18 protein-coding genes are annotated in these 19,563 nt (G+C 45.8%); 5 read left to right on the forward strand and 13 right to left on the reverse strand.

What is annotated here, in order from left to right; genetic code table 11:
- Window positions 1-35 precede the first annotated feature (35 nt).
- Window positions 36-875: a fatty acid metabolism transcriptional regulator FadR gene (fadR, locus tag AACV12_RS03120; protein ID WP_010319711.1), complete on the reverse strand. Its 840-nt coding sequence runs from the start codon at window positions 873-875 to the stop codon at window positions 36-38.
- Between the two features lie 655 nt (window positions 876-1,530).
- On the opposite strand from fadR, the gene nhaB reads away from it, so the two are divergent.
- A complete protein-coding gene (gene nhaB / locus AACV12_RS03125) occupies window positions 1,531-3,120 on the forward strand; it encodes a Na(+)/H(+) antiporter NhaB (protein WP_013856514.1) in 1,590 nt (529 codons plus the stop codon).
- A 75-nt stretch (window positions 3,121-3,195) separates the two neighbouring features.
- Window positions 3,196-3,735, forward strand: coding sequence for a disulfide bond formation protein DsbB (gene dsbB, locus AACV12_RS03130; RefSeq protein ID WP_013856513.1), 540 nt, complete (start codon window positions 3,196-3,198; stop codon window positions 3,733-3,735).
- A gap of 61 nt (window positions 3,736-3,796) precedes the next feature.
- On the opposite strand, the gene bioD is transcribed toward dsbB, so the two are convergent.
- The 4 genes from bioD to bioB are packed head-to-tail and all read right to left on the reverse strand — an operon-like array spanning window position 3,797 to window position 7,473.
- Window positions 3,797-4,483 carry a dethiobiotin synthase gene (gene bioD / locus AACV12_RS03135; RefSeq protein WP_038148451.1) on the reverse strand — a complete coding sequence of 229 codons (687 nt, stop codon included), beginning with the start codon at window positions 4,481-4,483 and terminating at the stop codon, window positions 3,797-3,799.
- On the reverse strand, window positions 4,480-5,283 hold the full coding sequence (gene bioC, locus AACV12_RS03140) for a malonyl-ACP O-methyltransferase BioC (RefSeq protein ID WP_129532597.1): 804 nt from the start codon (window positions 5,281-5,283) through the stop codon (window positions 4,480-4,482). The genes bioD and bioC overlap by 4 nt, the downstream gene beginning before the upstream one ends.
- Window positions 5,284-5,285: 2 nt before the next feature.
- A complete protein-coding gene (gene bioF / locus AACV12_RS03145) occupies window positions 5,286-6,449 on the reverse strand; it encodes an 8-amino-7-oxononanoate synthase (protein ID WP_170899910.1) in 1,164 nt (387 codons plus the stop codon).
- A complete protein-coding gene (gene bioB, locus AACV12_RS03150; protein ID WP_017048088.1) occupies window positions 6,421-7,473 on the reverse strand; it encodes a biotin synthase BioB in 1,053 nt (350 codons plus the stop codon). Before bioB ends, bioF begins: the two co-directional genes overlap by 29 nt.
- A gap of 134 nt (window positions 7,474-7,607) precedes the next feature.
- Between bioB and bioA the strand changes: the two genes are divergently transcribed.
- Window positions 7,608-8,897: an adenosylmethionine--8-amino-7-oxononanoate transaminase gene (bioA, locus tag AACV12_RS03155; RefSeq protein WP_170899911.1), complete on the forward strand. Its 1,290-nt coding sequence runs from the start codon at window positions 7,608-7,610 to the stop codon at window positions 8,895-8,897.
- A 79-nt stretch (window positions 8,898-8,976) separates the two neighbouring features.
- On the opposite strand, the gene serS is transcribed toward bioA, so the two are convergent.
- From serS to AACV12_RS03175, 4 genes are all read right to left on the reverse strand, one after another.
- Window positions 8,977-10,284, reverse strand: a complete 1,308-nt coding sequence (gene serS / locus AACV12_RS03160) for a serine--tRNA ligase (protein ID WP_013856507.1) — start codon at window positions 10,282-10,284, stop codon at window positions 8,977-8,979.
- A 102-nt stretch (window positions 10,285-10,386) separates the two neighbouring features.
- Window positions 10,387-11,676, reverse strand: coding sequence for a replication-associated recombination protein A (locus tag AACV12_RS03165; RefSeq protein ID WP_170900043.1), 1,290 nt, complete (start codon window positions 11,674-11,676; stop codon window positions 10,387-10,389).
- A gap of 108 nt (window positions 11,677-11,784) precedes the next feature.
- The gene (gene lolA, locus AACV12_RS03170; RefSeq protein WP_026027187.1) at window positions 11,785-12,387 is read right to left on the reverse strand and encodes an outer membrane lipoprotein chaperone LolA; all 603 of its coding nucleotides are present in this window, start codon (window positions 12,385-12,387) and stop codon (window positions 11,785-11,787) included.
- 190 nt (window positions 12,388-12,577) lie between these two features.
- Window positions 12,578-13,234 (reverse strand): YecA family protein, encoded by a 657-nt coding sequence (locus tag AACV12_RS03175; RefSeq protein ID WP_019282072.1) that lies wholly within the window; start codon window positions 13,232-13,234, stop codon window positions 12,578-12,580.
- A 62-nt stretch (window positions 13,235-13,296) separates the two neighbouring features.
- Between AACV12_RS03175 and dusC the strand changes: the two genes are divergently transcribed.
- Window positions 13,297-14,253 carry a tRNA dihydrouridine(16) synthase DusC gene (gene dusC, locus AACV12_RS03180; RefSeq protein ID WP_088718024.1) on the forward strand — a complete coding sequence of 319 codons (957 nt, stop codon included), beginning with the start codon at window positions 13,297-13,299 and terminating at the stop codon, window positions 14,251-14,253.
- A gap of 101 nt (window positions 14,254-14,354) precedes the next feature.
- Here the strand turns inward: dusC and AACV12_RS03185 are convergent, their stop codons facing one another.
- The 4 genes from AACV12_RS03185 to yfbV form a co-directional block, all read right to left on the reverse strand.
- Window positions 14,355-15,149, reverse strand: coding sequence for an ABC transporter ATP-binding protein (locus AACV12_RS03185; protein ID WP_010319725.1), 795 nt, complete (start codon window positions 15,147-15,149; stop codon window positions 14,355-14,357).
- Entirely contained in the window at window positions 15,146-16,090 is a 945-nt protein-coding gene (locus AACV12_RS03190) for an ABC transporter permease (protein WP_170899912.1), read from the reverse strand. Before AACV12_RS03190 ends, AACV12_RS03185 begins: the two co-directional genes overlap by 4 nt.
- A gap of 59 nt (window positions 16,091-16,149) precedes the next feature.
- Window positions 16,150-17,115, reverse strand: a complete 966-nt coding sequence (locus tag AACV12_RS03195; RefSeq protein ID WP_013856501.1) for an ABC transporter substrate-binding protein — start codon at window positions 17,113-17,115, stop codon at window positions 16,150-16,152.
- A 358-nt stretch (window positions 17,116-17,473) separates the two neighbouring features.
- On the reverse strand, window positions 17,474-17,926 hold the full coding sequence (yfbV, locus tag AACV12_RS03200) for a terminus macrodomain insulation protein YfbV (protein ID WP_013856500.1): 453 nt from the start codon (window positions 17,924-17,926) through the stop codon (window positions 17,474-17,476).
- A gap of 348 nt (window positions 17,927-18,274) precedes the next feature.
- Here yfbV and AACV12_RS03205 point away from each other — a divergent pair, with 348 nt between their 5' ends.
- Window positions 18,275-19,471 carry an acetate kinase gene (locus tag AACV12_RS03205; protein ID WP_170899913.1) on the forward strand — a complete coding sequence of 399 codons (1,197 nt, stop codon included), beginning with the start codon at window positions 18,275-18,277 and terminating at the stop codon, window positions 19,469-19,471.
- Window positions 19,472-19,563 lie beyond the last annotated feature (92 nt).

Genomic DNA, 19,563 nt, shown 5'->3' on the forward strand with positions numbered 1-19,563 from the left:
TTCATACGGGCTTTTTTTACAGTAAAACGAATTTTCTAATGATCATCTTCTGTAAAATTTGTCGGTAACGTTGTTTTCATTTGATTCCATATGTGAGCGCTGTCAATGCCGTAATGACGGATCACAATCGGCAACTGCTCACGATTGCCACTTTCACATACTGCTAATAATTCACGGTAAAACTGCAAGGCTAACTCGCGTGCTTCTGGATTAGAGAAATAATAGCTGCCGACTCGGTCATATAATTTCTTTAGCCCATTAAAAATCAAACCATAAATTTGATTTCCTGAGTGAAACGCTAAACGCTGAAATAACATGTAATCGTAAAAGTTAAAGGTTTTCGCAATCAATATTTGCTGACGTTTATATTCGTCTTTTTCACCATCATCTTTAATATGCTGCTGGATTTTCTGTGCATAAGGAGATAACTCCATAAAAGAATCCCAAGATTTGGCACTTAATAGTGCTTCACAGCTTTCGATAACATTAGTAATAGTGCGCTCGGCAGGCTCTTTGTTCACTTTAAATGCATAACGCATAAATATGGGGCTAATATTTGTCCGAGCCGCAAGTAAGTCTTCCACAATACTGGTGGCATTTTCAGCATCGAGCGTCATTAATGTATCTAATATGTGTAAACCGGAAGTTTCCATAAATTGGTTTACTTTTGTTGGCTTACCATGCTGTATAGTCAACCAACCATCACGGGCTAAGCGTTGTAATACTTCTCGAAGCGTTGTACGTGTTACACCAATTAATTCTGAAAGTTCGCGCTCTGCAGGTAAGATAGAACCCGGTGCAAAGCGACCATTCCAAATGCTCTCAATTATGTATTTTTCAGCAAAACCTGCTGGGCTTTTTGCCTTAATGACCATTAAGTACTTATCCAGTTTTCTATTTATTTGGGTCGAATGGGACTCATCATACCACTAGTTGAACGTTATCGGAAACAAACCATCCGCGAAGTTATCACAAACAAAATAGAGCTTAAACTCTAATTTATTCATCTCGTTTATGAACAATACCGAGTCAATGAAATAGTATTTTTTAGCAGTTCTTCAAAAGGAAGAACACATAAGAGTAGAAAAAATAAAGAGATATAACTCACATTAATAAACTTAAAATAATCAATTTAAGCTTGCAAAATTCGCTCTTTTTAGTCATTTAGATGCCTATTACCTTAACTCCACTTCAAAATACGGCTCGGCGTGAATTTTTCACAACTCTTATGCTATGCTTACCCAACTTTGATCGCGTTTTTGACCAAAATATCGGTAAGTGTTTTATCAATAACCTGATTATTATTGACTAAAAAAGCTTGCGGAGTAGAGTGACGGTCGAAGTAAGGATTGCTTGTCTCACTCAAGGAGTGTCTTGGTAAAACCATAATCCCTAAACGGTTTGTTGTTTCACTAGAACATTGCCGATAGATACTGTTTTCGTGTTTAACACGTTCTATTTGGCCACTTCACATAATGAATTAAAGATAAGCTGACAGCGTCTATCATCTCAACAGTAAGAGAACTACCCATGCCGATGTCCCTCGGAAGCGCTTTTCTCAAGAACTTTCTTGGTAAAGCCCCTGACTGGTACAAAGTTGCCATTATTGCTTTTCTCATTATCAACCCGATTGTTTTCTTTTTGGTCGACCCATTTATTGCTGGTTGGCTACTTGTGGTTGAATTCATTTTCACCCTAGCGATGGCGCTTAAATGCTATCCCCTGCAACCTGGTGGATTACTGGCTATCGAAGCTATCGCCATTGGGATGACCAGTGCAGAGCAAGTAAAACATGAGCTTGTGAATAACATCGAAGTTCTGCTGCTACTGGTGTTTATGGTGGCTGGTATCTATTTCATGAAACAGCTATTGCTGTTCATCTTCACCAAAATACTACTTGGTATTCGTTCAAAAGCGATGCTTTCGGTCGCCTTTTGCATTACAGCTGCTTTCCTGTCTGCATTTTTGGATGCTTTAACAGTTATTGCCGTGGTCATCAGTGTCGCCGTTGGGTTTTACTCGATTTATCACAAAGTGGCATCGGGACAAGGGACAAGCTCCGCTCATGACCATACTCAAGATGAGCATATCTCAGAACTAACACGTGATGACCTAGAAAACTATCGTGCGTTTTTGCGCTCACTACTGATGCATGCTGGCGTAGGTACCGCTTTAGGCGGGGTGATGACCATGGTTGGTGAACCACAAAACTTGATCATCGCCGATCAAGCCGGTTGGTTTTTTGGCGAGTTTATCATCCGTATGTCTCCGGTAACCGTACCTGTTTTTCTCTGTGGTATTTTGACCTGTGTGTTAGTTGAAAAGCTGAAGCTATTTGGTTACGGCGCAGAATTACCCGCTAACGTTCGTCAAATTCTGGTCGATTTTGACACGGCTGAGCGCAAAAATCGAACCAATCAAGACGTCGCAAAACTTTGGATCCAAGGCGCTATTGCTGTCTGGCTGATTGTTGGATTGGCACTGCACTTAGCGGCAGTTGGATTGATTGGTCTTTCAGTTATTATTTTGGCGACAGCATTTACTGGTGTGATAGAAGAACATTCGCTAGGCAAAGCATTTGAAGAAGCCCTACCCTTTACGGCGCTGCTGGCGGTATTCTTCTCCATCGTAGCCGTAATTATCGATCAACAACTCTTTAAGCCAGTTATCGATGCTGTGTTGAATGTTGAAGATAAAGGGGCTCAGCTTGCTCTCTTTTATGTGGCTAACGGGCTTTTGTCGATGGTTTCGGATAACGTTTTCGTTGGCACTGTCTATATTAATGAAGTCAAAACAGCGCTACTAGAAGGTGTTATCACGCGTGACCAATTCGATTTATTGGCTGTCGCGATTAACACAGGTACGAACTTACCGTCAGTAGCAACACCAAACGGTCAAGCCGCTTTCTTATTCTTATTAACATCAGCACTTGCACCATTGATCCGCCTTTCTTATGGCAAAATGGTCATCATGGCTCTGCCCTACACGATTGTATTGGCATTAGTTGGCCTGTTTGGCATTGTCTTCTTAGTTGAACCCATGACTGCGCATTTTTATGACTTAGGGTGGATTACGCACCATTCAGCCAAAGCAGTTCAAGCCATCTCTGCCGGGCATTAAAATATTCGGTTGATAATGAAACTTATCTAAGTTAAAAAGCTCTGAACTATCAGGGCTTTTTATTCTTTACAGGTATTGAATGTGACTTTTTTTTCTACTCTGAAACTGTTCTCTCAATCGAGAAAATCTTGGTTTTTATTACTTCTTTTTGTGGTTTTTTTTGAGGCTTGTGCGCTTTTTTTTCAGCACATCATGATGCTCGCACCGTGTGTGATGTGCATTTATGAACGTGTGGCGATGCTAGGAATTGGCGGAGCGGCTCTGCTTGGCTTAATCGCACCCAATAATCCGATTGTTCGTTGGATTGGACTCGTTACTTGGGGAGCCAGTGCTTATAAAGGTTTGACTTTAGCTCTGCAACATGTGGATTACCAATTCAACCCTTCTCCTTTTGCCACTTGTGATTTATTTGTCACTTTTCCAAGCTGGGCACCACTCAATCAATGGGCACCTTGGATGTTCGAAGCTTACGGTGACTGTTCGAAAGTGGTATGGCAATTTTTAACGCTTTCCATGCCACAGTGGCTAGTGGTCATCTATGCTGCTAACTTGCTGGTGCTCGCTTTTGTTGTTTTAGCTCAGTTCGCGAAAACCCCCGTCAATAAGCTGCGGTAATAACCTGCTTGATCAAAAAAGGCATCTCGCTAAGAGATGCCTTTTGGCTGATTCACATCGCTTACTCTGACGCAAGCAGCGGATCAACATTAATATACTTACCAATTTGTTGCCGTTTTACCGTTGGCACATAGGGTATTTCACCAAGCTTAGGCGCTGGAATGCGCGATTCCAACATTGCAATAATTTCAGCGTAATGCTCAGTTCCTGGGTTCACTCGGTTGGCTACCCAGCCAACAATCTTCAACCCGTCGGCAATAATACTTTCCGCTGTTAAAATTGCATGGCTTAAGCAACCTAGTTTAATTCCTACCACTAAGACCACTGGTAGTTGTTCTTGTTTAACCCAAGTAGACAAGCAGTCCGTATCGGAGATCGGAACGCGCCAACCACCAGCACCTTCGATCAACACAATGTCAGCATTCGCTTTATGCTTAGCTAATTTGCTACTGAGCACGCCATAATCAATCTCGACATGTTCATGTTTTGCGGCGATATGTGGTGATGTAGGGAGCGCTAAAGAATATGGATTCACATCACCATAGGGCATCTCTTTGGTTGCCGCTTTCATCAGATGTAATGCATCTGAGTTGCGTAAGCCAAATTCCGTTTTTTCGCTACCAGCGGCAACGGGTTTGTAGCCAATAGTCACCAAATCCTTGGCGGCTAATGCTTGTAGAATCGCTTTTGAAGCGACCGTTTTTCCAACGTCGGTGTCCGTACCCGCAATAAAAAATGCATCAATCATCGATGTATAACCCCTAAACAAACCTGATAAGTTGCAGGTAGAAGACCTTGATGGTTTTGAAATGCTTGGTATGCCTGCTCAATTTGCAGTAGAGCCTTGCGGCTTGTTAACCCTTGTGAGCGTCCACTTACGTGATTTGCACCAATTCCTTTAAGATCTCTCATCAAGGAAAAAGCTTTGTCATACCAAACTGTGATCGAAGGCAAGTCTAGTTGATGGTGGTAACCGTGAGATTGCGCTAACGCAATTTTTACCTGATTGAGTGTGATGAAATCATTGACGTGTTGATGTGTATCAATTTTTGTCCACGCTTGTTTCAGTTCAAACAGCGAACCGTCCAATAATGTCGAAAAATAAGCCGTCCCTTGTGGTTTCAATACGCGGTGAATTTGTCGCAGTGGTAGAACAAGGTCATCACACCACTGCAGCGCTAAGCTAGAAAAAACGTAATCAAAAGAGGCGTTGGCGAAAGGAAGCGCCTCAGCATCGGCTTGATAATAGGTGACGCCAACATCACCACAACGTATTTTAGCTTGTACTAGCATCTCACTTGAGAGGTCAACACATACCACATACGCCCCTCTACGCCGCAGTTGCTCTGAAAAATAGCCCGTACCACAACCAAGATCGAGCACTCTTTTCCCTACTAGATTGCGCGGCATTTTGTCCAATAAACGGTGTCCTACGTCACGTTGAAAAGCGGCATGTACATCATAATGCTTTGCCGCGCGGCTAAAAGAGTGGGCAATGGCGGCTTTGTCATGCAGCGTATTTATCTCTATGGCATGAGTTTGTGACATATTCAGCTCTCCTCTAGCGCACGTTGCAGTTGTGTGGTTAGTTGCTCTATGTCAGTAATAGTGTGGTTGGCAGTTAGAGTGATACGCAATCGGGCACGGCCTTGAGCCACCGTTGGTGGGCGAATCGCGGTCAACCAACACCCGTGATGTCGCAATTGTTCGGCGATGTTCAATGCTGTTTGCGCCTCACCAACAAGGTAAGGTTTGATTGGCGTTAGCGTTTCAACATAGCCATCGAAACCTTGCATGGATTCAGCGTAATAAGCTTGCAGCTCAGTCAGTTTTTCTCTGCGCCAAGACTGCTGAGTGACCATTGAAATAGCATGAGTTACTGCATAAGCTTGCGCTGGCGGCATGGCTGTAGAATAGACGTGGTGACGAGCAAACTGCGTAAGAAAGTCACCCACCTCTTGATTGCATAAGATAGCTGCACCCGATAACCCCAAGGCTTTGCCAAAGGTCACCACTAAGAGCTGTGGTTTTATTCCTGCCGCACTGCAACTGCCTGCCCCACCCTCGCCCAACACACCGATGCCGTGTGCATCATCGACTACCAACCACGCTTCACCTTGCAGTACATCCGTGATTTCGCACAGCGGTGCACAATCACCATCCATGCTAAAAACCCCTTCAGTCACCACTAACGTATGACTATCGCTGTTAAGCTGTTGCTTAAGATGAGTGACATCGTTGTGCCGAAAACGCTTCATACTGGCTGCGCAAAGCATTCCTGCTTCCATCAAAGAGGCGTGGTTAAGTTTATCTTGCAGTAGCAAATCGTCTTTATTGAGCAGGCTAAACAGCAGTGCCTGATTGGCACTAAACCCCGATCCAAACAAAATGGCTCGCTCATAACCTAGCCACTCACACAAGTTAGCTTCAAGGTTGCGATGGGCTGAGCTAAAACCTGTGACCAAAGGAGATGCACCACTACCGCAACCATACATACTCAGCCCTTGCTGCCAAGCGGCAATCAATTCTGAGTCGTGCGCAAGGCCAAGGTAATCGTTACTGGAAAAGTTAAGATACTGGCGGCCATCTTTGCATAATCGAACCTGGTTGCCTCCCTCAAGCTCGATAAGAGAACGAGAAAGCCCAAGATCGTGACGAGCACTGAGCGCCGCTGAAATACGTGAATTAAACGCTGGCATCGTAGAAAAGATCATCTTTAGTAGGACGAGCTGCCACCCGTTTTACGACACGCTCAAGCAGCTCACTTTCTGCAATTTCATCCGGTTTTTGGCTCACTTGTTGGCTATTGATACCCAGTTTTTTAAACAACTGCATATCGCTATCTTCATCAGGATTAGGAGTCGTTAGCAACTTGCAACCGTAGAAAATGGAGTTTGCACCTGCCATAAAGCACAGCGCTTGCATCTGCTCATTCATATTTTCACGTCCAGCCGATAAACGCACCGCCGATTGTGGCATCATGATCCGAGCAACGGCAATCAGACGAATAAAATCAAACGCTTCGACATCTTCGGCTTGCTCTAACGGTGTGCCTTTCACTTTGACCAGCATATTAATCGGTACACTTTCAGGATGGGTTGGTAAGTTCGCTAATTCCACCAACAGGCCAGCGCGGTCATTAGCGCTCTCTCCCATACCGATAATTCCCCCAGAGCAGATCTTCATTCCTGCATCGCGCACGTGCGATAAGGTATCAAGGCGATCTTGATAGGTTCGGGTGGTGATAATGTTGCCATAGTATTCAGGTGAGGTATCTAGGTTGTGGTTGTAATAATCAAGCCCTGCACTGGCCAACTCGCTTGCTTGATCAGGCGTTAGCATGCCCAACGTCATACACGTTTCCAAGCCCATCTCTTTCACGCCACTGATCATCTCTTTCAAGAGAGGCATATCACGCGCTTTCGGGTTTTTCCACGCCGCTCCCATGCAAAAGCGGGTCGAGCCAGAGCGCTTCGCTTTTTGCGCCGCGTCTAACACCCGCTCGACTTCCATCAACCGTTCTTTATCAACATCAGTCCGGTAATGCGCACTCTGCGGGCAATATTTACAATCTTCAGGACACGCCCCCGTCTTAATAGAAAGTAACGTGCTGACTTGAACATAATTTTTGGGATGGTATTGACGATGTACTTGCTGCGCTTCAAACAGTAGATCCATAAACGGCTTTTCGACCAGTGCGTTCACCTCAGCAACGGTCCAGTTATGACGAACTTCCACATCTCTTCCTTATTCAGTTTTATTATTTTGTTGCTTGGCTAGTCTACTGACAAGCGATAAACTGTCAACAACCAAAGAAAACATAAGTTTACGTTTGATTGATTTTTAAACAAACCCGTCAATATGGACTGATCATGGATTTACTCTTCGACCGCCAACATATCTGGCATCCCTACACTTCAACGCTGACGCCATTGACTTGTTATCCCGTCACTCACGCTCAAGGTGTCCATCTTTATTTGGAAGATGGGCGACGCTTGATTGATGGAATGTCCTCTTGGTGGGCAACTATTCATGGTTATAACCATCCACACCTTAATTACGCTGCGCATCAGCAAATTGATAAAATGTCACACGTGATGTTTGGCGGTATCACACATCAACCCGCCATTACGCTTTGTAAAAAATTACTGGCATTAGCGCCAAGCAATCTTGAGCACGTATTTTTAGCCGATTCTGGCTCTGTCGCCGTGGAGGTCAGCTTAAAAATGGCGCTGCAATACTGGCATGCAAAAGGTCAACCACGAGCGAAATTTCTCACCTTACGTCATGGCTATCACGGCGATACGTTTGCCGCAATGTCAGTCACTGACCCAGATAACTCGATGCATTCGCTCTACAAAGGTTTTTTGCCGCAGCATATTTTTGCCGATTCGCCAACTTGCGGTTTTTGGGATGAGTGGGATGAACGCGATCTCGATGATTTTCGAGATAAAATAATGCACGCTCATCAAGAGCTTGCGGCGGTGATTTTAGAACCAATTGTGCAAGGTGCTGGCGGTATGCGTATCTATCATCCTCAGTTTTTAAAAGGCGTGCGCGCACTTTGCGATCAATATGGTTTGCTACTGATTGCCGATGAGATTGCAACTGGGTTTGGCCGTACTGGAAAGCTCTTCGCCTGCGAGCACGCTAATATCGCGCCTGATATTTTATGTGTCGGTAAGGCCTTAACGGGTGGCTATATGACGCTTTCGGCCACACTGGCGACCAAGCAAGTCGCCGATACGGTTTGTGCTGGCGAAGCGGGCTGCTTTATGCATGGGCCAACCTTTATGGCTAACCCATTGGCGTGCGCTGTCGCCTGCGCTAGCTTAGAGCTCATCGAACAGGGCGATTGGCAACAGCAAACCCAGCGTATTGAAGCGCAATTTGCTCATTTACTGCCCATGCTTAACCGTTTTGAGATGGTAAAAGAGACGCGCTGGCTGGGCGCTATCGGCGTGATTGAAACGCATCGCCCTGTCAATATGGAAATCATTCAAGCGCTATTTGTTGAGCAAGGGGTCTGGATCCGTCCTTTTGGCTGTTTAATCTATGTGATGCCACCGTTTATTAGCCAAGTAGATGACATTGAAAAACTGATCAACGCTGTAGTGGTGGCATTGCAAAATTCGCAATGCTTTCAAATCGATGGGGCTTAAATAGAACCGACACATACTATTGATGCATAAAAAAACCGACTCGCAAGTCGGTTTTTTTACTGTGTTTAACGCATGATGATTAACCGATGTGCGTTGCGCCACCCATGTATGGTTGCAGTACGCTAGGAACGGCAATACGGCCATCAGCTTGTTGGTTGTTTTCCAAAATGGCTACCATAGTACGGCCCACAGCAAGGCCTGAACCGTTCAGCGTATGCACAAGCTCAGGTTTATTACCGCCTTTGCGACGGAAACGGGCTTGCATACGACGCGCTTGGAAATCCCACATGTTTGAGCAAGAGGAGATCTCACGGTATGTGCCTTGCGCAGGAACCCACACTTCTAGATCGTAAGTTTTGCGAGAGCCAAAGCCCATGTCACCTGCACACAACACGACTTTACGGTACGGCAATTCAAGCAATTTCAGCACTTTTTCCGCATGACCGGTTAACTCTTCCAGCGCCGCCATTGAATCTTCTGGGCGCGTAATCTGAACCAATTCGACTTTATCAAATTGGTGCATACGGATAAGACCACGTGTATCGCGACCATACGATCCCGCCTCAGAACGGAAACAAGGTGTATGAGCCGTCATTTTCAGTGGCAGATCGGCTTCGTCAGAAATGGTGTCACGCACCAAGTTCGTTACCGGTACTTCAGCCGTTGGGATAAGAGACAGTTTACGTGGCTCTTCATCATTCACTTTTTCAGTTAGTGGCTCAGTATGGAATAGGTCTTGACCAAATTTAGGTAGCTGACCAGTACCAAACAGGCTGTCAGCGTTGACAAGATAAGGGACATACATTTCTGTATAACCATGTTCTTGTGTGTGCAAGTCCAGCATGAACTGAGCAATCGCACGGTGCAGACGAGCAAATTGGCCTTTCATCACGATAAAGCGAGCGCCAGTAATTTTAGTCGCACTAGCAAAATCTAAACCACCGGCCATTTCGCCAAGATCAACGTGGTCTCTGAGCTCAAAATCGTAAGTTTTAGGTTCGCCCCAACGAGAAACTTCTACGTTGTCATTTTCATCTTTACCGTCAGGAACCGATTCATCTGGTACGTTGGGTACAGACATAGTAATCGCATCCAATTGTGCTTGGATGTCATTCAACTGCGCTTTTTTCGCGTCTAAGTCACTGCCTAGAGAGCCGATTTGTAGCTTGACTGCTTCTGCGCCCGCTTTGTCGCCGGCGGCCATTTTTTGGCCAATTTCTTTGGAGATGGAGTTGCGCGAGGATTGTAAATTTTCAACTTCTACTTGAATGGACTTACGTTGTTCTTCAAGTTGACGAATTGTCTCAACGTCGAGTTTGAAACCGCGACGCGCTAATTTTGCAGCTGTTTCATCCAGCTCAGTGCGAAGTAATTTAGAATCCAGCATTGCTAATCCTATGCTTTTAGTTATGAAAAACGCGCCTGCATCCCTTTCTAATAAGAGCGACGCGTAGAGAAAATTGAACCCGACAAAGATAACGAAAAGAGACTATTTTTCATAGCGCTTTTGTGGGCTTTTTGCATCTAAACTAGCCAAGTAATCTAACTTTTCACCAATTTTGGTTTCTAACCCTCGATTTGTTGGCTGGTAGTAGCGTGTATCGCTCATTTCAGGCGGCAAATAACTTTCGCCAGCCGCGTAAGCTCCCGGTTCATCGTGGGCATAGCGATATTGTGCTCCATAACCAAGATCTTTCATCAAACTGGTTGGTGCATTACGCAAATGAGGCGGCACCTCATACTCTGGCAAATTATGCGCATCAGCTAAGGCTTGCTTCCACGCGCTATACACGGCATTACTTTTGGGCGCGCACGCTAAATAGACAATCGCTTGTGCAATAGCACGTTCACCTTCCGCAGGACCAACGCGGGTAAAACAGTCCCAAGCGGCGAGCGCCACCTGCATGCCTCTTGGGTCGGCGTTGCCGACATCTTCCGAAGCTATCGCCAATAAACGGCGAGCGATATAAAGTGGATCGCAGCCTGCTGCGATCATTCTGGCCGACCAATACAGCGCCGCATCGGGGTTGGAACCTCGAATCGATTTATGCACCGCAGAGATAAGGTCGTACCAAATATCGCCTTTATTATCAAAGCGCGACACTTTTTCGCCTGCCACTTCGGCCAACAGTTTGAGCGTAATGAGCTTTTCACCTTGCGCATTCTCTTCGGCCATGTCGTACAGCAGCTCAAGATAATTGAGTGACATGCGCGCATCACCATTGACCAATTCAGCCAAACGTTCGAGCACGTTATCCATAAACTGCGCTGCAACTTTACCTAAACCGCGATCGGCATCGTTGATTGCTTGATTGAGCGCCAGCAAAATTTCATCGCTAGCCAGCGAGGTTAATTTGTACACCCGAGCACGAGATAGCAAAGCGTTGTTGAGCTCAAAAGAGGGATTCTCTGTCGTGGCACCAATGAAAGTCACAGTGCCATCTTCAATGTGTGGCAAAAAGGCATCTTGTTGAGATTTATTAAAACGATGCACTTCGTCTACAAACAAAATAGTACGTCGACCCGCCATTTTATTTTCGCGCGCTTTTTCAATGGCAGCACGGATCTCTTTAACGCCAGAAGTCACCGCAGAAACACGTTCAACCTCTGCATTGGCGTAATTCGCCGCCACTTCAGCTAAGGTCGTTTTGCCCGTACCGGGCGGCCCCCACAAGATCATCGAATGAATATGACCAGCCTCTAATGCACGCCGTAGCGGTTTACCCACGCCTAAAATGTGCTGCTGGCCAATATACTGCTCAACCGTCTGCGGGCGCATTCTCGCGGCCAACGGACGGAAATCTTCATCACCCGAAAAATCTAAGCTGTAGTTACCCGCACTGCTGTAGTTACCCACACTATAATTACTCACGCCTTAGTCCCTATCTCAATTACGTTGATCATCAACCTCGACACCTTGCGGGATCTGGAACGTGAAACGCGCTTTGGCGGCCGGTGTTAGTTGTACATCGCTAAACGTAAACAGACTCTTCTGCCCATCTTGTTCAATCACGTTAAAACCTTTCACGATCCCTTTCTCATCAATCGCTATCTGAAACTGCCCTTGGTTTGAATCTACCGCGGTTGGCGTTAGGGTGAAATCATCACCGTTTTGTGCAACCTTGTAGTGATCCCAATCACTGGCGCGATTACGAGTCAGCAACACAAAAGGAGTTTGTTCCGTCGCTTGTTCTTGATTATAAATACTCACTTGTTCGATAAATGGGCTGTAATACCACAAGGTTTTACCATCAGACACCAGTAAGTTTTCATCAGGAGCGGTCGTTTGCCAACGGAAAAGGCTTGGCCGAACAATATCAACTTTCCCCTGACCTTCCATTACAATATCACCTTCAGGGCTGATCACTTGCTGGGCAAAGGTAGCGCTAAAACCAGCGTTCAGCGCGAGGCGTTGGCTCAACTCCTCTTTTGGCGCAGCCAAAACAGCGACAGAAAAACTACACAGCAACAGGGCTAACACTCTTTTCATGATTACCACACTCCATGGATAACAATTTTTTGTCTATAACGTTTTCTATAACGTTTATTGATAAGGCCCTCTTCTCTTAAGAAGCATTCACTTATCAGAACAACTTATTTATCAAAATAACTCGTTTATAAGGGCTTATTTGCTTGGGTTTGTCAGCGTTTTGTTGAGATTAAACCTCAGGCGGCGTACTTTACTGGCCACAGCACTGTTTGAATTTTTTGCCACTGGCGCACGGGCAAGGATCATTGCGTCCAATCTCTTTAAATGGGTTAACCCGCTGCGTTTTCATGCCGAGCATTAATTCATCAGCCATTAACGCCACTTCGGTGATCATGACATCCAACTGCTCAGCAAAATCACTCAAACTGGGTGGTGCTGCAAAACCCGCTTCGCTCATCTGCTGCCGTGTTTGTGTTTCATCGATGGCTAACATGAAGGTGGTCAACAAAGCTTGCAGCATGCGCAGGCTGCCATCACCAATTTGAGTCTCTAACCATTGCGGTTCAACGACTGGCCAGACGCTCATAAACCCTTCAGCAAAATCAGCCCACTGAGTCGCATTATCTAGCAAGGCTAACGCCGAATATTCGCTACGTTTGAGCAAGTTATATTGCAGATTAATTTGCGCCATCACCGCTGGTTCAAGTGCTTTGACTTGCTCCCCCACTAAAGGTTCTAACCAAGTTGTGGGTTCTAACGGCTTAGTGGCGAAATTGGATGCCAAAATAGCCCCTTCAAAAAAATGAGCGGATTGAGGAGCTGATTGAGGTAGAGAGAGCAATGAGTAGGTCATGAAAATCTGTACAGTTAAAATGGTTGACCAGGGATTATATACCAACTCTTGCATTTAGTGACTTTTGATTCGGTAACCACTACAATCTCGCCTCGAATTTTTAAGGCGAAATGATGATGCGTGTAATTTTGGGCCCAATGGAGGGTGTGCTAGACCACTTGATGCGTGAACTGCTCACCCAGATGAATGATTACGATCTGTGCGTGACTGAATTTGTGCGTGTCGTTGACCAATTATTGCCTGACCACGTTTTTTATCGCCTTTGTCCTGAACTGAAAACAGGCTCAAAAACACAAGCAGGTGTTCCCGTGCACGTTCAACTGCTCGGCCAAGAGCCACATTGGATGGCAGAAAATGCCGCACGAGTTGCTGAATTAGGCGCGCACGGCATTGACTTGAATTTTGGTTGCCCAGCGAAAACGGTCAACAAACACAAAGGCGGTGCGGCGCTGTTACAACATCCGGAATTGATTTATCAAGTGGTAAAATCATGCCGAGATGCGGTACCGAAAGCGATCCCTGTTTCGGCTAAAATCCGCTTAGGTTGGGAAGACCCTAACGACTGCTTTGAAATTGTCGATGCGATTGAACAAGCTGGAGCAAACGAGCTCACAGTTCATGCCCGAACAAAAGCGGGCGGTTATCGCGCCAGTGAAATTAAGTGGGATTACATTAATCAGATACGCCAGAAGACGTCTCTGCCTCTGATCGCTAATGGCGAAATTTGGAACTATGACGATGGTCAAGCCTGTATTAAAGCGACGGGCGTAGAGTCATTGATGGTTTGTCGAGGCGCATTCAACGTTCCCAATTTAGGCAATGTGGTGAAACATAACCATAAAGTGATGCCTTGGCATGAAGTGGTTGATCTGCTCCTGCGCTATTCGCAATTTGAAATTAGAGGCGATAAAGGCTTTTACTATCCCAACCGAGTCAAGCAATGGTTTACCTACTTGCGTCAAGAATATCCTCAAGCTAACGAGCTATTTCGCGAAATCAGGACCTTCACCAAATCGGAACCTATCGTGGAGCACATTCAGCGTTACCGTGATCGGTTACAAAACACGTTGTAATGCGTTTTCTTCAGGCTTTCTCAACCTCACGCCGAGAAAGCCTGTTGCTGCTTAGTCAACCACAGTGTTAACTAACCCTCTGTGATAACGAAATAAAACCATTAACTGAGTAGAAGGCTATCATCTGCCAGCTCTTCGCCTCGAACTTTCGAAAACATTTCCAGTAGATCAGGCACTTTCATATTGGCACGCTGCTCACCAGACACATCAAGAACAATTTCACCTTGGTGAAGCATCACAGTGCGATCACCACACGCTAAGGCATCTTTCATCGAGTGCGTTACCATCATCACCGTCAAGTTAAATTCTTTGACGATTGTTTTGGTCAAATCAATGATAAAGGCCGCCATTCTAGGGTCCAGAGCCGCAGTGTGCTCATCAAGCAGTAACAATTTACTGTCAGATAAGGTTGCCATCACTAAGCTAACCGCTTGACGCTGCCCACCAGACAGTAGGCCGATGTTATCGCCTAAACGATCTTCTAATCCCAAACCAAGGATAGCGATTCGCTCTTGAAACAACTTGCGACGTGATGAAGAAAGTGACAGCCCCCACCCTCGGCGCTTGCCGCGCATGTAGGCTAAAGCCATATTCTCTTCAATGGTTAAATCGCCACATGTACCGGCAAGTGGGTCTTGGAACACGCGAGCGCATAAACGTGCACGCTGATCCACGCTCTGGCGCGTGACATCGACTTCATCGATGAGTACTTTGCCTGCCATCATGGGCGTTTCGCCCGTTACAGCGCCTAATAATGTCGATTTCCCAGCACCATTTGAGCCAATCACAGTTAAAAATTGATGTTCAGGTACTTCGAGGTGAACACCTCTTAACGCTCTATTTTCTAAAATTGTGCCAGGGTTAAACGTGACTTGAATATCTTCTAAACGAATCATAATGTTTCTCCTGACGCTTTATCCTGCTTAGCAACAACCGACTTCTGAGCAGGAGAATTACCCTTTTTTGCTTTGAAGTTCCTTTTCATTTTTGGCGCAATCAGTGCAATGGCCACCAGCACAGCAGTAACTAAGTTGAGATCAGACGCCTGCAAACCGAACATGCCCGAGCTCAAAGCAAAGGCGACCGCTAAACGGTACAACACTGAACCGACGATGACCGCCAGCACTGCAACCCAGATCCGGCGCCCAGGGATCAACGTCTGCCCCAAGATCACAGCAGCAAGGCCAACTACAATCGTCCCTACGCCCGAAGTTACATCAGCAAAACTGTTGGTTTGCGCAAACAGTGCCCCAGCAAAACCGACAAAACCATTCGATAACGCAAGAGCAAAATAGGTATAAAACGAGGTGCTTCCGCCTTGTGCTCTCACCATGCGGGCATTAACGCCCGTAGCACGCAGTCCAAGTCCAAAGTCACTGTTTAATAATCGCACCACAAACCAGGCTGACAGCAAGACCAATACACCCACGACCAGCGGGCGAATGTAAACCGAGTCGCCCATGGCTTCAAAGGGCGTAAGAATGGTCTCCTCCCCAAGCAGAGCAATATTGGGGCGTCCCATAATACGAATATTGATGGAGAAGGCGGCAATCATGGTGAGAATCGACGCCAATAGGTGCAAAATACCGCAGCGAACCGCAAGAAATGCAGTCACCCAACCGGTAAAGGCACCCGCAAGTATTGCCATTCCTGTAGCGACCCAAGGGTTAATACCTGCCACAATCGCCGTTGCGGCCACCGCAGCGCCCATCGGGAAGCTGCCGTCAACGCTTAAATCGGGGAAATCAAGGACACGGAAAGTGAGGTAAACACCCAATGCCACTAATCCGTACAGCAGCCCTATCTCTAGAGCGCCAAAAAAAGCAAAAGCAGACATAACAACTCCTTTCTCTGCTTAAACAGAGCTAAAGCCTTCGCTCTAGCTCTGAATGGTCTTTATTTTACGCTCGTAGCACGATCAAGTACTGACTGAGGAATAGTTACGCCCAGTTTTTCCGCTGCGGTTTTGTTGATCATTAAATCAGACCCTTTGGCCACTTTAACATCCAGTTTACCCGGTGCTTGGCCTTCCAAGATAGCGACAACATAGTCCGCGGTTTGTACGCCAATTTGGTAATAATCAAAGCCAAGGCTAGCAATCGCTCCGCGTTCAACATAAGAGGTTGCTGCGCCAAATACTGGGGTCTTAGCTTGGTTTGCCGAAACAATCATCCCTTCAATCGCACTGGCGACGGTATTATCAATCAGGGCATAGATAATGTCTGATTTTGAGGCAATCGCCTGTGTCGCAGTTTGTACGTCTGCGCTTTTTAAGGCTGTCGCTTCAATAAGTTTAATGCCATGTTTTTGAGTGCTCGATTTAAGCAGTTCCATCAAGCTCACTGCATTAGCCTCACCGGGGTTATACACTACACCGATAGATTTCACGTTTGGCATGATCTCTTTGATCAGCTCAACGTGCTGTTCAACTGGCGATAGATCAGAAAGCCCGGTCACGTTTTTACCCGGTTGCTCAAGTTTTTTCACCAATTTAGCACCGACAGGATCGGTCACCGCCGTGAACACGACAGGAATAGTTTTGGTTGCAGAGACGAGCGCTTGCGCCGTGGGGGTTGCGATGCCGACTAACACATCAGGATTTTCCCCGACAAATTGGCGCGCAATTTGAACAGCAATGGCTGGGTTGCCTTGCGCGGTTTTAAAATCAAAATCTAGATTTTTGCCTTGTTCATAACCTTTTGCTTTTAAACCATCAAGTAAACCTTGTCTGGTTGCGTCTAAAGCTGGGTGCTCAACAATTTGCGATACGGCGACTTTCGCTGTTTTGGCCATGATGCTTGTGGAAGAGAGTAATACTGCTCCTGCAAAAACGGCGGTAACAATGGCTTTGCCTGCTTTCATCTTAACTCCTTGATTTAAGCATTATACCCTTCCTACTTAAAGCGGTAGCAGTGCTAGCAAATGCGCTCATCCCGTTAAACACAGTTAACCTGTGCCACATTAGGATTCATCCCATTGCAGATTGCTTACAACTTCATATTGTTTGGGTATACATGTTGGATGTTGTGTTTTTAATATTTTTATGTACGCGCACTGAGCGTCGCTGACAACATTATTACCAGTAACTCAGGCTAAAGGGAAGTGAGGTTTAACAGTAAAGTAACAAAAAGAGAGATAAGAATAAGGCGAAAGTTGAATAACAAAGAGGAGTTCACTGCGGAAGTCCTCTTTGCCTTTTATTCACATGCTACCTGGGTGGCTAGAACCAGCGTTCTAACGCGGCGTCATCTAACTGACGGAATGCTCGGTTGAGGATAGCAGCCAGCTCTTTGTATCTCGGCTTCGCTTTGATTGGCTCTAAAGCAAAACCAGTATCGACAATCTTCTGGTACAGCTCTCGGTACCACCCAGCAAGCGAAGGTGGAAGCTGGGTATTGGCGCGATTTCCCAGCCACCACATACCTTGTAGCGGTAAGCTTATGGCAAAAAGTGCCACTACCACTGCTTGGGGCATCGCCTGTGTATTTTCAAAAACCATCTGTGTCAGTACACTGATTGCGGCGATAGCTGGCATAGCCTTCACGCCAAAACGCGTGGCTTTAATGATCCGTTGCTCAGGAAAAATGAGGCCTAGCTCTTTGCGCACAGGCCAAACATCCATATATTTCTGACCATCTTTCAGGCTGTGAACGATTCCAACTTTATTATTCATAGCGCGCCCTCACTCTCGATGCTGCCCATTCAACTAAAAAATAGTTTAATGATTCAACTAATCTAGTAAAAAATTGATAGAAGTTAATATTATTTCAATTTTTTTTTGTTATATTGGCCCATTATCGCTATTCTTTGCGAGCCCTCAATCTCATTGTTGCCGTTATTTACAATTTAGGCAACTCCGAGATGAAATCTGCAAGGAATGCATCGACGACTTTACGTTAAAAGCCCCGTCTCATTATACGGAAATTCAAGTTTTATTGACCAAGATTAGTAGCGCTCCACAACGGTTCTACTATTCTTGTGAATGATTTTTATCCTAACCGATTATTACAGGTAGTCACACATGTCTAAGCTAGTTTTAGTTTTAAACTGCGGTAGTTCTTCTCTTAAATTTGCTGTTGTCGATGCAGAAACAGGTGCTGAGCACCTATCAGGTCTTGCTGAATGTCTTCACCTTCCTGAAGCACGCATCAAGTGGAAACTTGACGGTAAACACGAAGCGCAACTAGGCGAAGGTGCAGCGCACGAAGAAGCACTCGCGTTTATGGTTGAAACTATTCTTGCTTCTAAGCCAGAGCTTAAAGCTAACCTTGGCGCTATCGGTCACCGTATCGTACACGGTGGTGAGCAGTTCACTCAATCTGCACTTATCTCTGATGATGTACTGAAAGGTATTCAAGACGCTGCAACCTTTGCACCGCTTCATAACCCAGCACACATCATCGGTATCGAAGCCGCTAAGAAAAACTTCCCTGAGCTTCAAAACGTAGCTGTGTTTGATACTGCGTTCCATCAAACTATGCCTGAAGAGTCTTTCCTATACGCTCTTCCCTACAATCTATACAAAGAGCATGGTATCCGTCGTTATGGCATGCATGGTACTTCACACTTATTCATCACTCGTGAAGTTGCAGCCCTACTCAACAAGCCAGTTGAAGAAGTTAACATCATCAACTGTCACCTAGGCAATGGTGCTTCTGTTTGTGCGATCAAAAACGGCCAATCAGTTGATACTTCAATGGGCCTAACGCCGCTTGAAGGTTTGGTGATGGGCACACGTTGTGGTGACATCGACCCTGCAATCATCTTCCACCTGCACGATGCACTGGGTTACTCTGTTGATCAAATCAACACTATGCTAACCAAAGAGTCTGGCCTACAAGGCTTAACTCAAGTGACTTCGGATTGCCGTTTTGTTGAAGATAACTACGGTGAGAAAGAAGAAGCGACTCGTGCAATGGACGTGTTCTGCCACCGCCTAGCAAAATACGTGGCTGGCTACACAGCAAGCCTTGACGGTCGCCTAGACGCTATCGTCTTCACTGGTGGTATCGGTGAGAACTCAGGCCCTATCCGTGAAATGGTACTAAACCGTTTGGCTATCTTCGGTATCGAAGTCGACAGCGCAGCAAACCTAAAAGCACGTTTTGGCGGCGAAGGTGTGATCACAACGGCAAACAGCCGTATTCCAGCTATGGTTATCTCGACCAATGAAGAGCTAGTGATTGCTGAAGATACTGCTCGTCTGGCAGGTCTTTAATTGACTTTCTGGCTAACTCTCTGAGTTAGCCAGTTTTTTACCGGGGCTCAACCCTTAGTTTCTAGCGATTTAGGTCAGCAGGCTTATTTCCG

Source organism: Vibrio sp. 2-2(8) (assembly GCF_963888495.1).
In the GTDB taxonomy this organism is placed as follows: Bacteria; Pseudomonadota; Gammaproteobacteria; order Enterobacterales; family Vibrionaceae; genus Vibrio; species Vibrio anguillarum.

Excerpts from the sequence above, each read along its gene's own strand:
- AACV12_RS03205 (WP_170899913.1), top strand. The coding sequence starts at position 18,275 with ATGTCTAAGCTAGTTTTAGTTTTAAACTGCGGTAGTTCTTCTCTTAAA.
- bioD (WP_038148451.1), bottom strand. The coding sequence starts at position 4,483 with ATGATTGATGCATTTTTTATTGCGGGTACGGACACCGACGTTGGAAAA.
- serS (WP_013856507.1), bottom strand. The coding sequence starts at position 10,284 with ATGCTGGATTCTAAATTACTTCGCACTGAGCTGGATGAAACAGCTGCA.
- AACV12_RS03175 (WP_019282072.1), bottom strand. The coding sequence starts at position 13,234 with ATGCAAGAGTTGGTATATAATCCCTGGTCAACCATTTTAACTGTACAG.
- bioC (WP_129532597.1), bottom strand. The coding sequence starts at position 5,283 with ATGTCACAAACTCATGCCATAGAGATAAATACGCTGCATGACAAAGCC.
- bioF (WP_170899910.1), bottom strand. The coding sequence starts at position 6,449 with ATGATCTTTTCTACGATGCCAGCGTTTAATTCACGTATTTCAGCGGCG.
- dusC (WP_088718024.1), top strand. The coding sequence starts at position 13,297 with ATGCGTGTAATTTTGGGCCCAATGGAGGGTGTGCTAGACCACTTGATG.
- nhaB (WP_013856514.1), top strand. The coding sequence starts at position 1,531 with ATGCCGATGTCCCTCGGAAGCGCTTTTCTCAAGAACTTTCTTGGTAAA.
- yfbV (WP_013856500.1), bottom strand. The coding sequence starts at position 17,926 with ATGAATAATAAAGTTGGAATCGTTCACAGCCTGAAAGATGGTCAGAAA.
- AACV12_RS03165 (WP_170900043.1), bottom strand. The coding sequence starts at position 11,676 with ATGCGCCCGCAGACGGTTGAGCAGTATATTGGCCAGCAGCACATTTTA.
- bioA (WP_170899911.1), top strand. The coding sequence starts at position 7,608 with ATGGATTTACTCTTCGACCGCCAACATATCTGGCATCCCTACACTTCA.
- fadR (WP_010319711.1), bottom strand. The coding sequence starts at position 875 with ATGGTCATTAAGGCAAAAAGCCCAGCAGGTTTTGCTGAAAAATACATA.
- lolA (WP_026027187.1), bottom strand. The coding sequence starts at position 12,387 with ATGAAAAGAGTGTTAGCCCTGTTGCTGTGTAGTTTTTCTGTCGCTGTT.
- AACV12_RS03185 (WP_010319725.1), bottom strand. The coding sequence starts at position 15,149 with ATGATTCGTTTAGAAGATATTCAAGTCACGTTTAACCCTGGCACAATT.
- AACV12_RS03190 (WP_170899912.1), bottom strand. The coding sequence starts at position 16,090 with ATGTCTGCTTTTGCTTTTTTTGGCGCTCTAGAGATAGGGCTGCTGTAC.
- AACV12_RS03195 (WP_013856501.1), bottom strand. The coding sequence starts at position 17,115 with ATGAAAGCAGGCAAAGCCATTGTTACCGCCGTTTTTGCAGGAGCAGTA.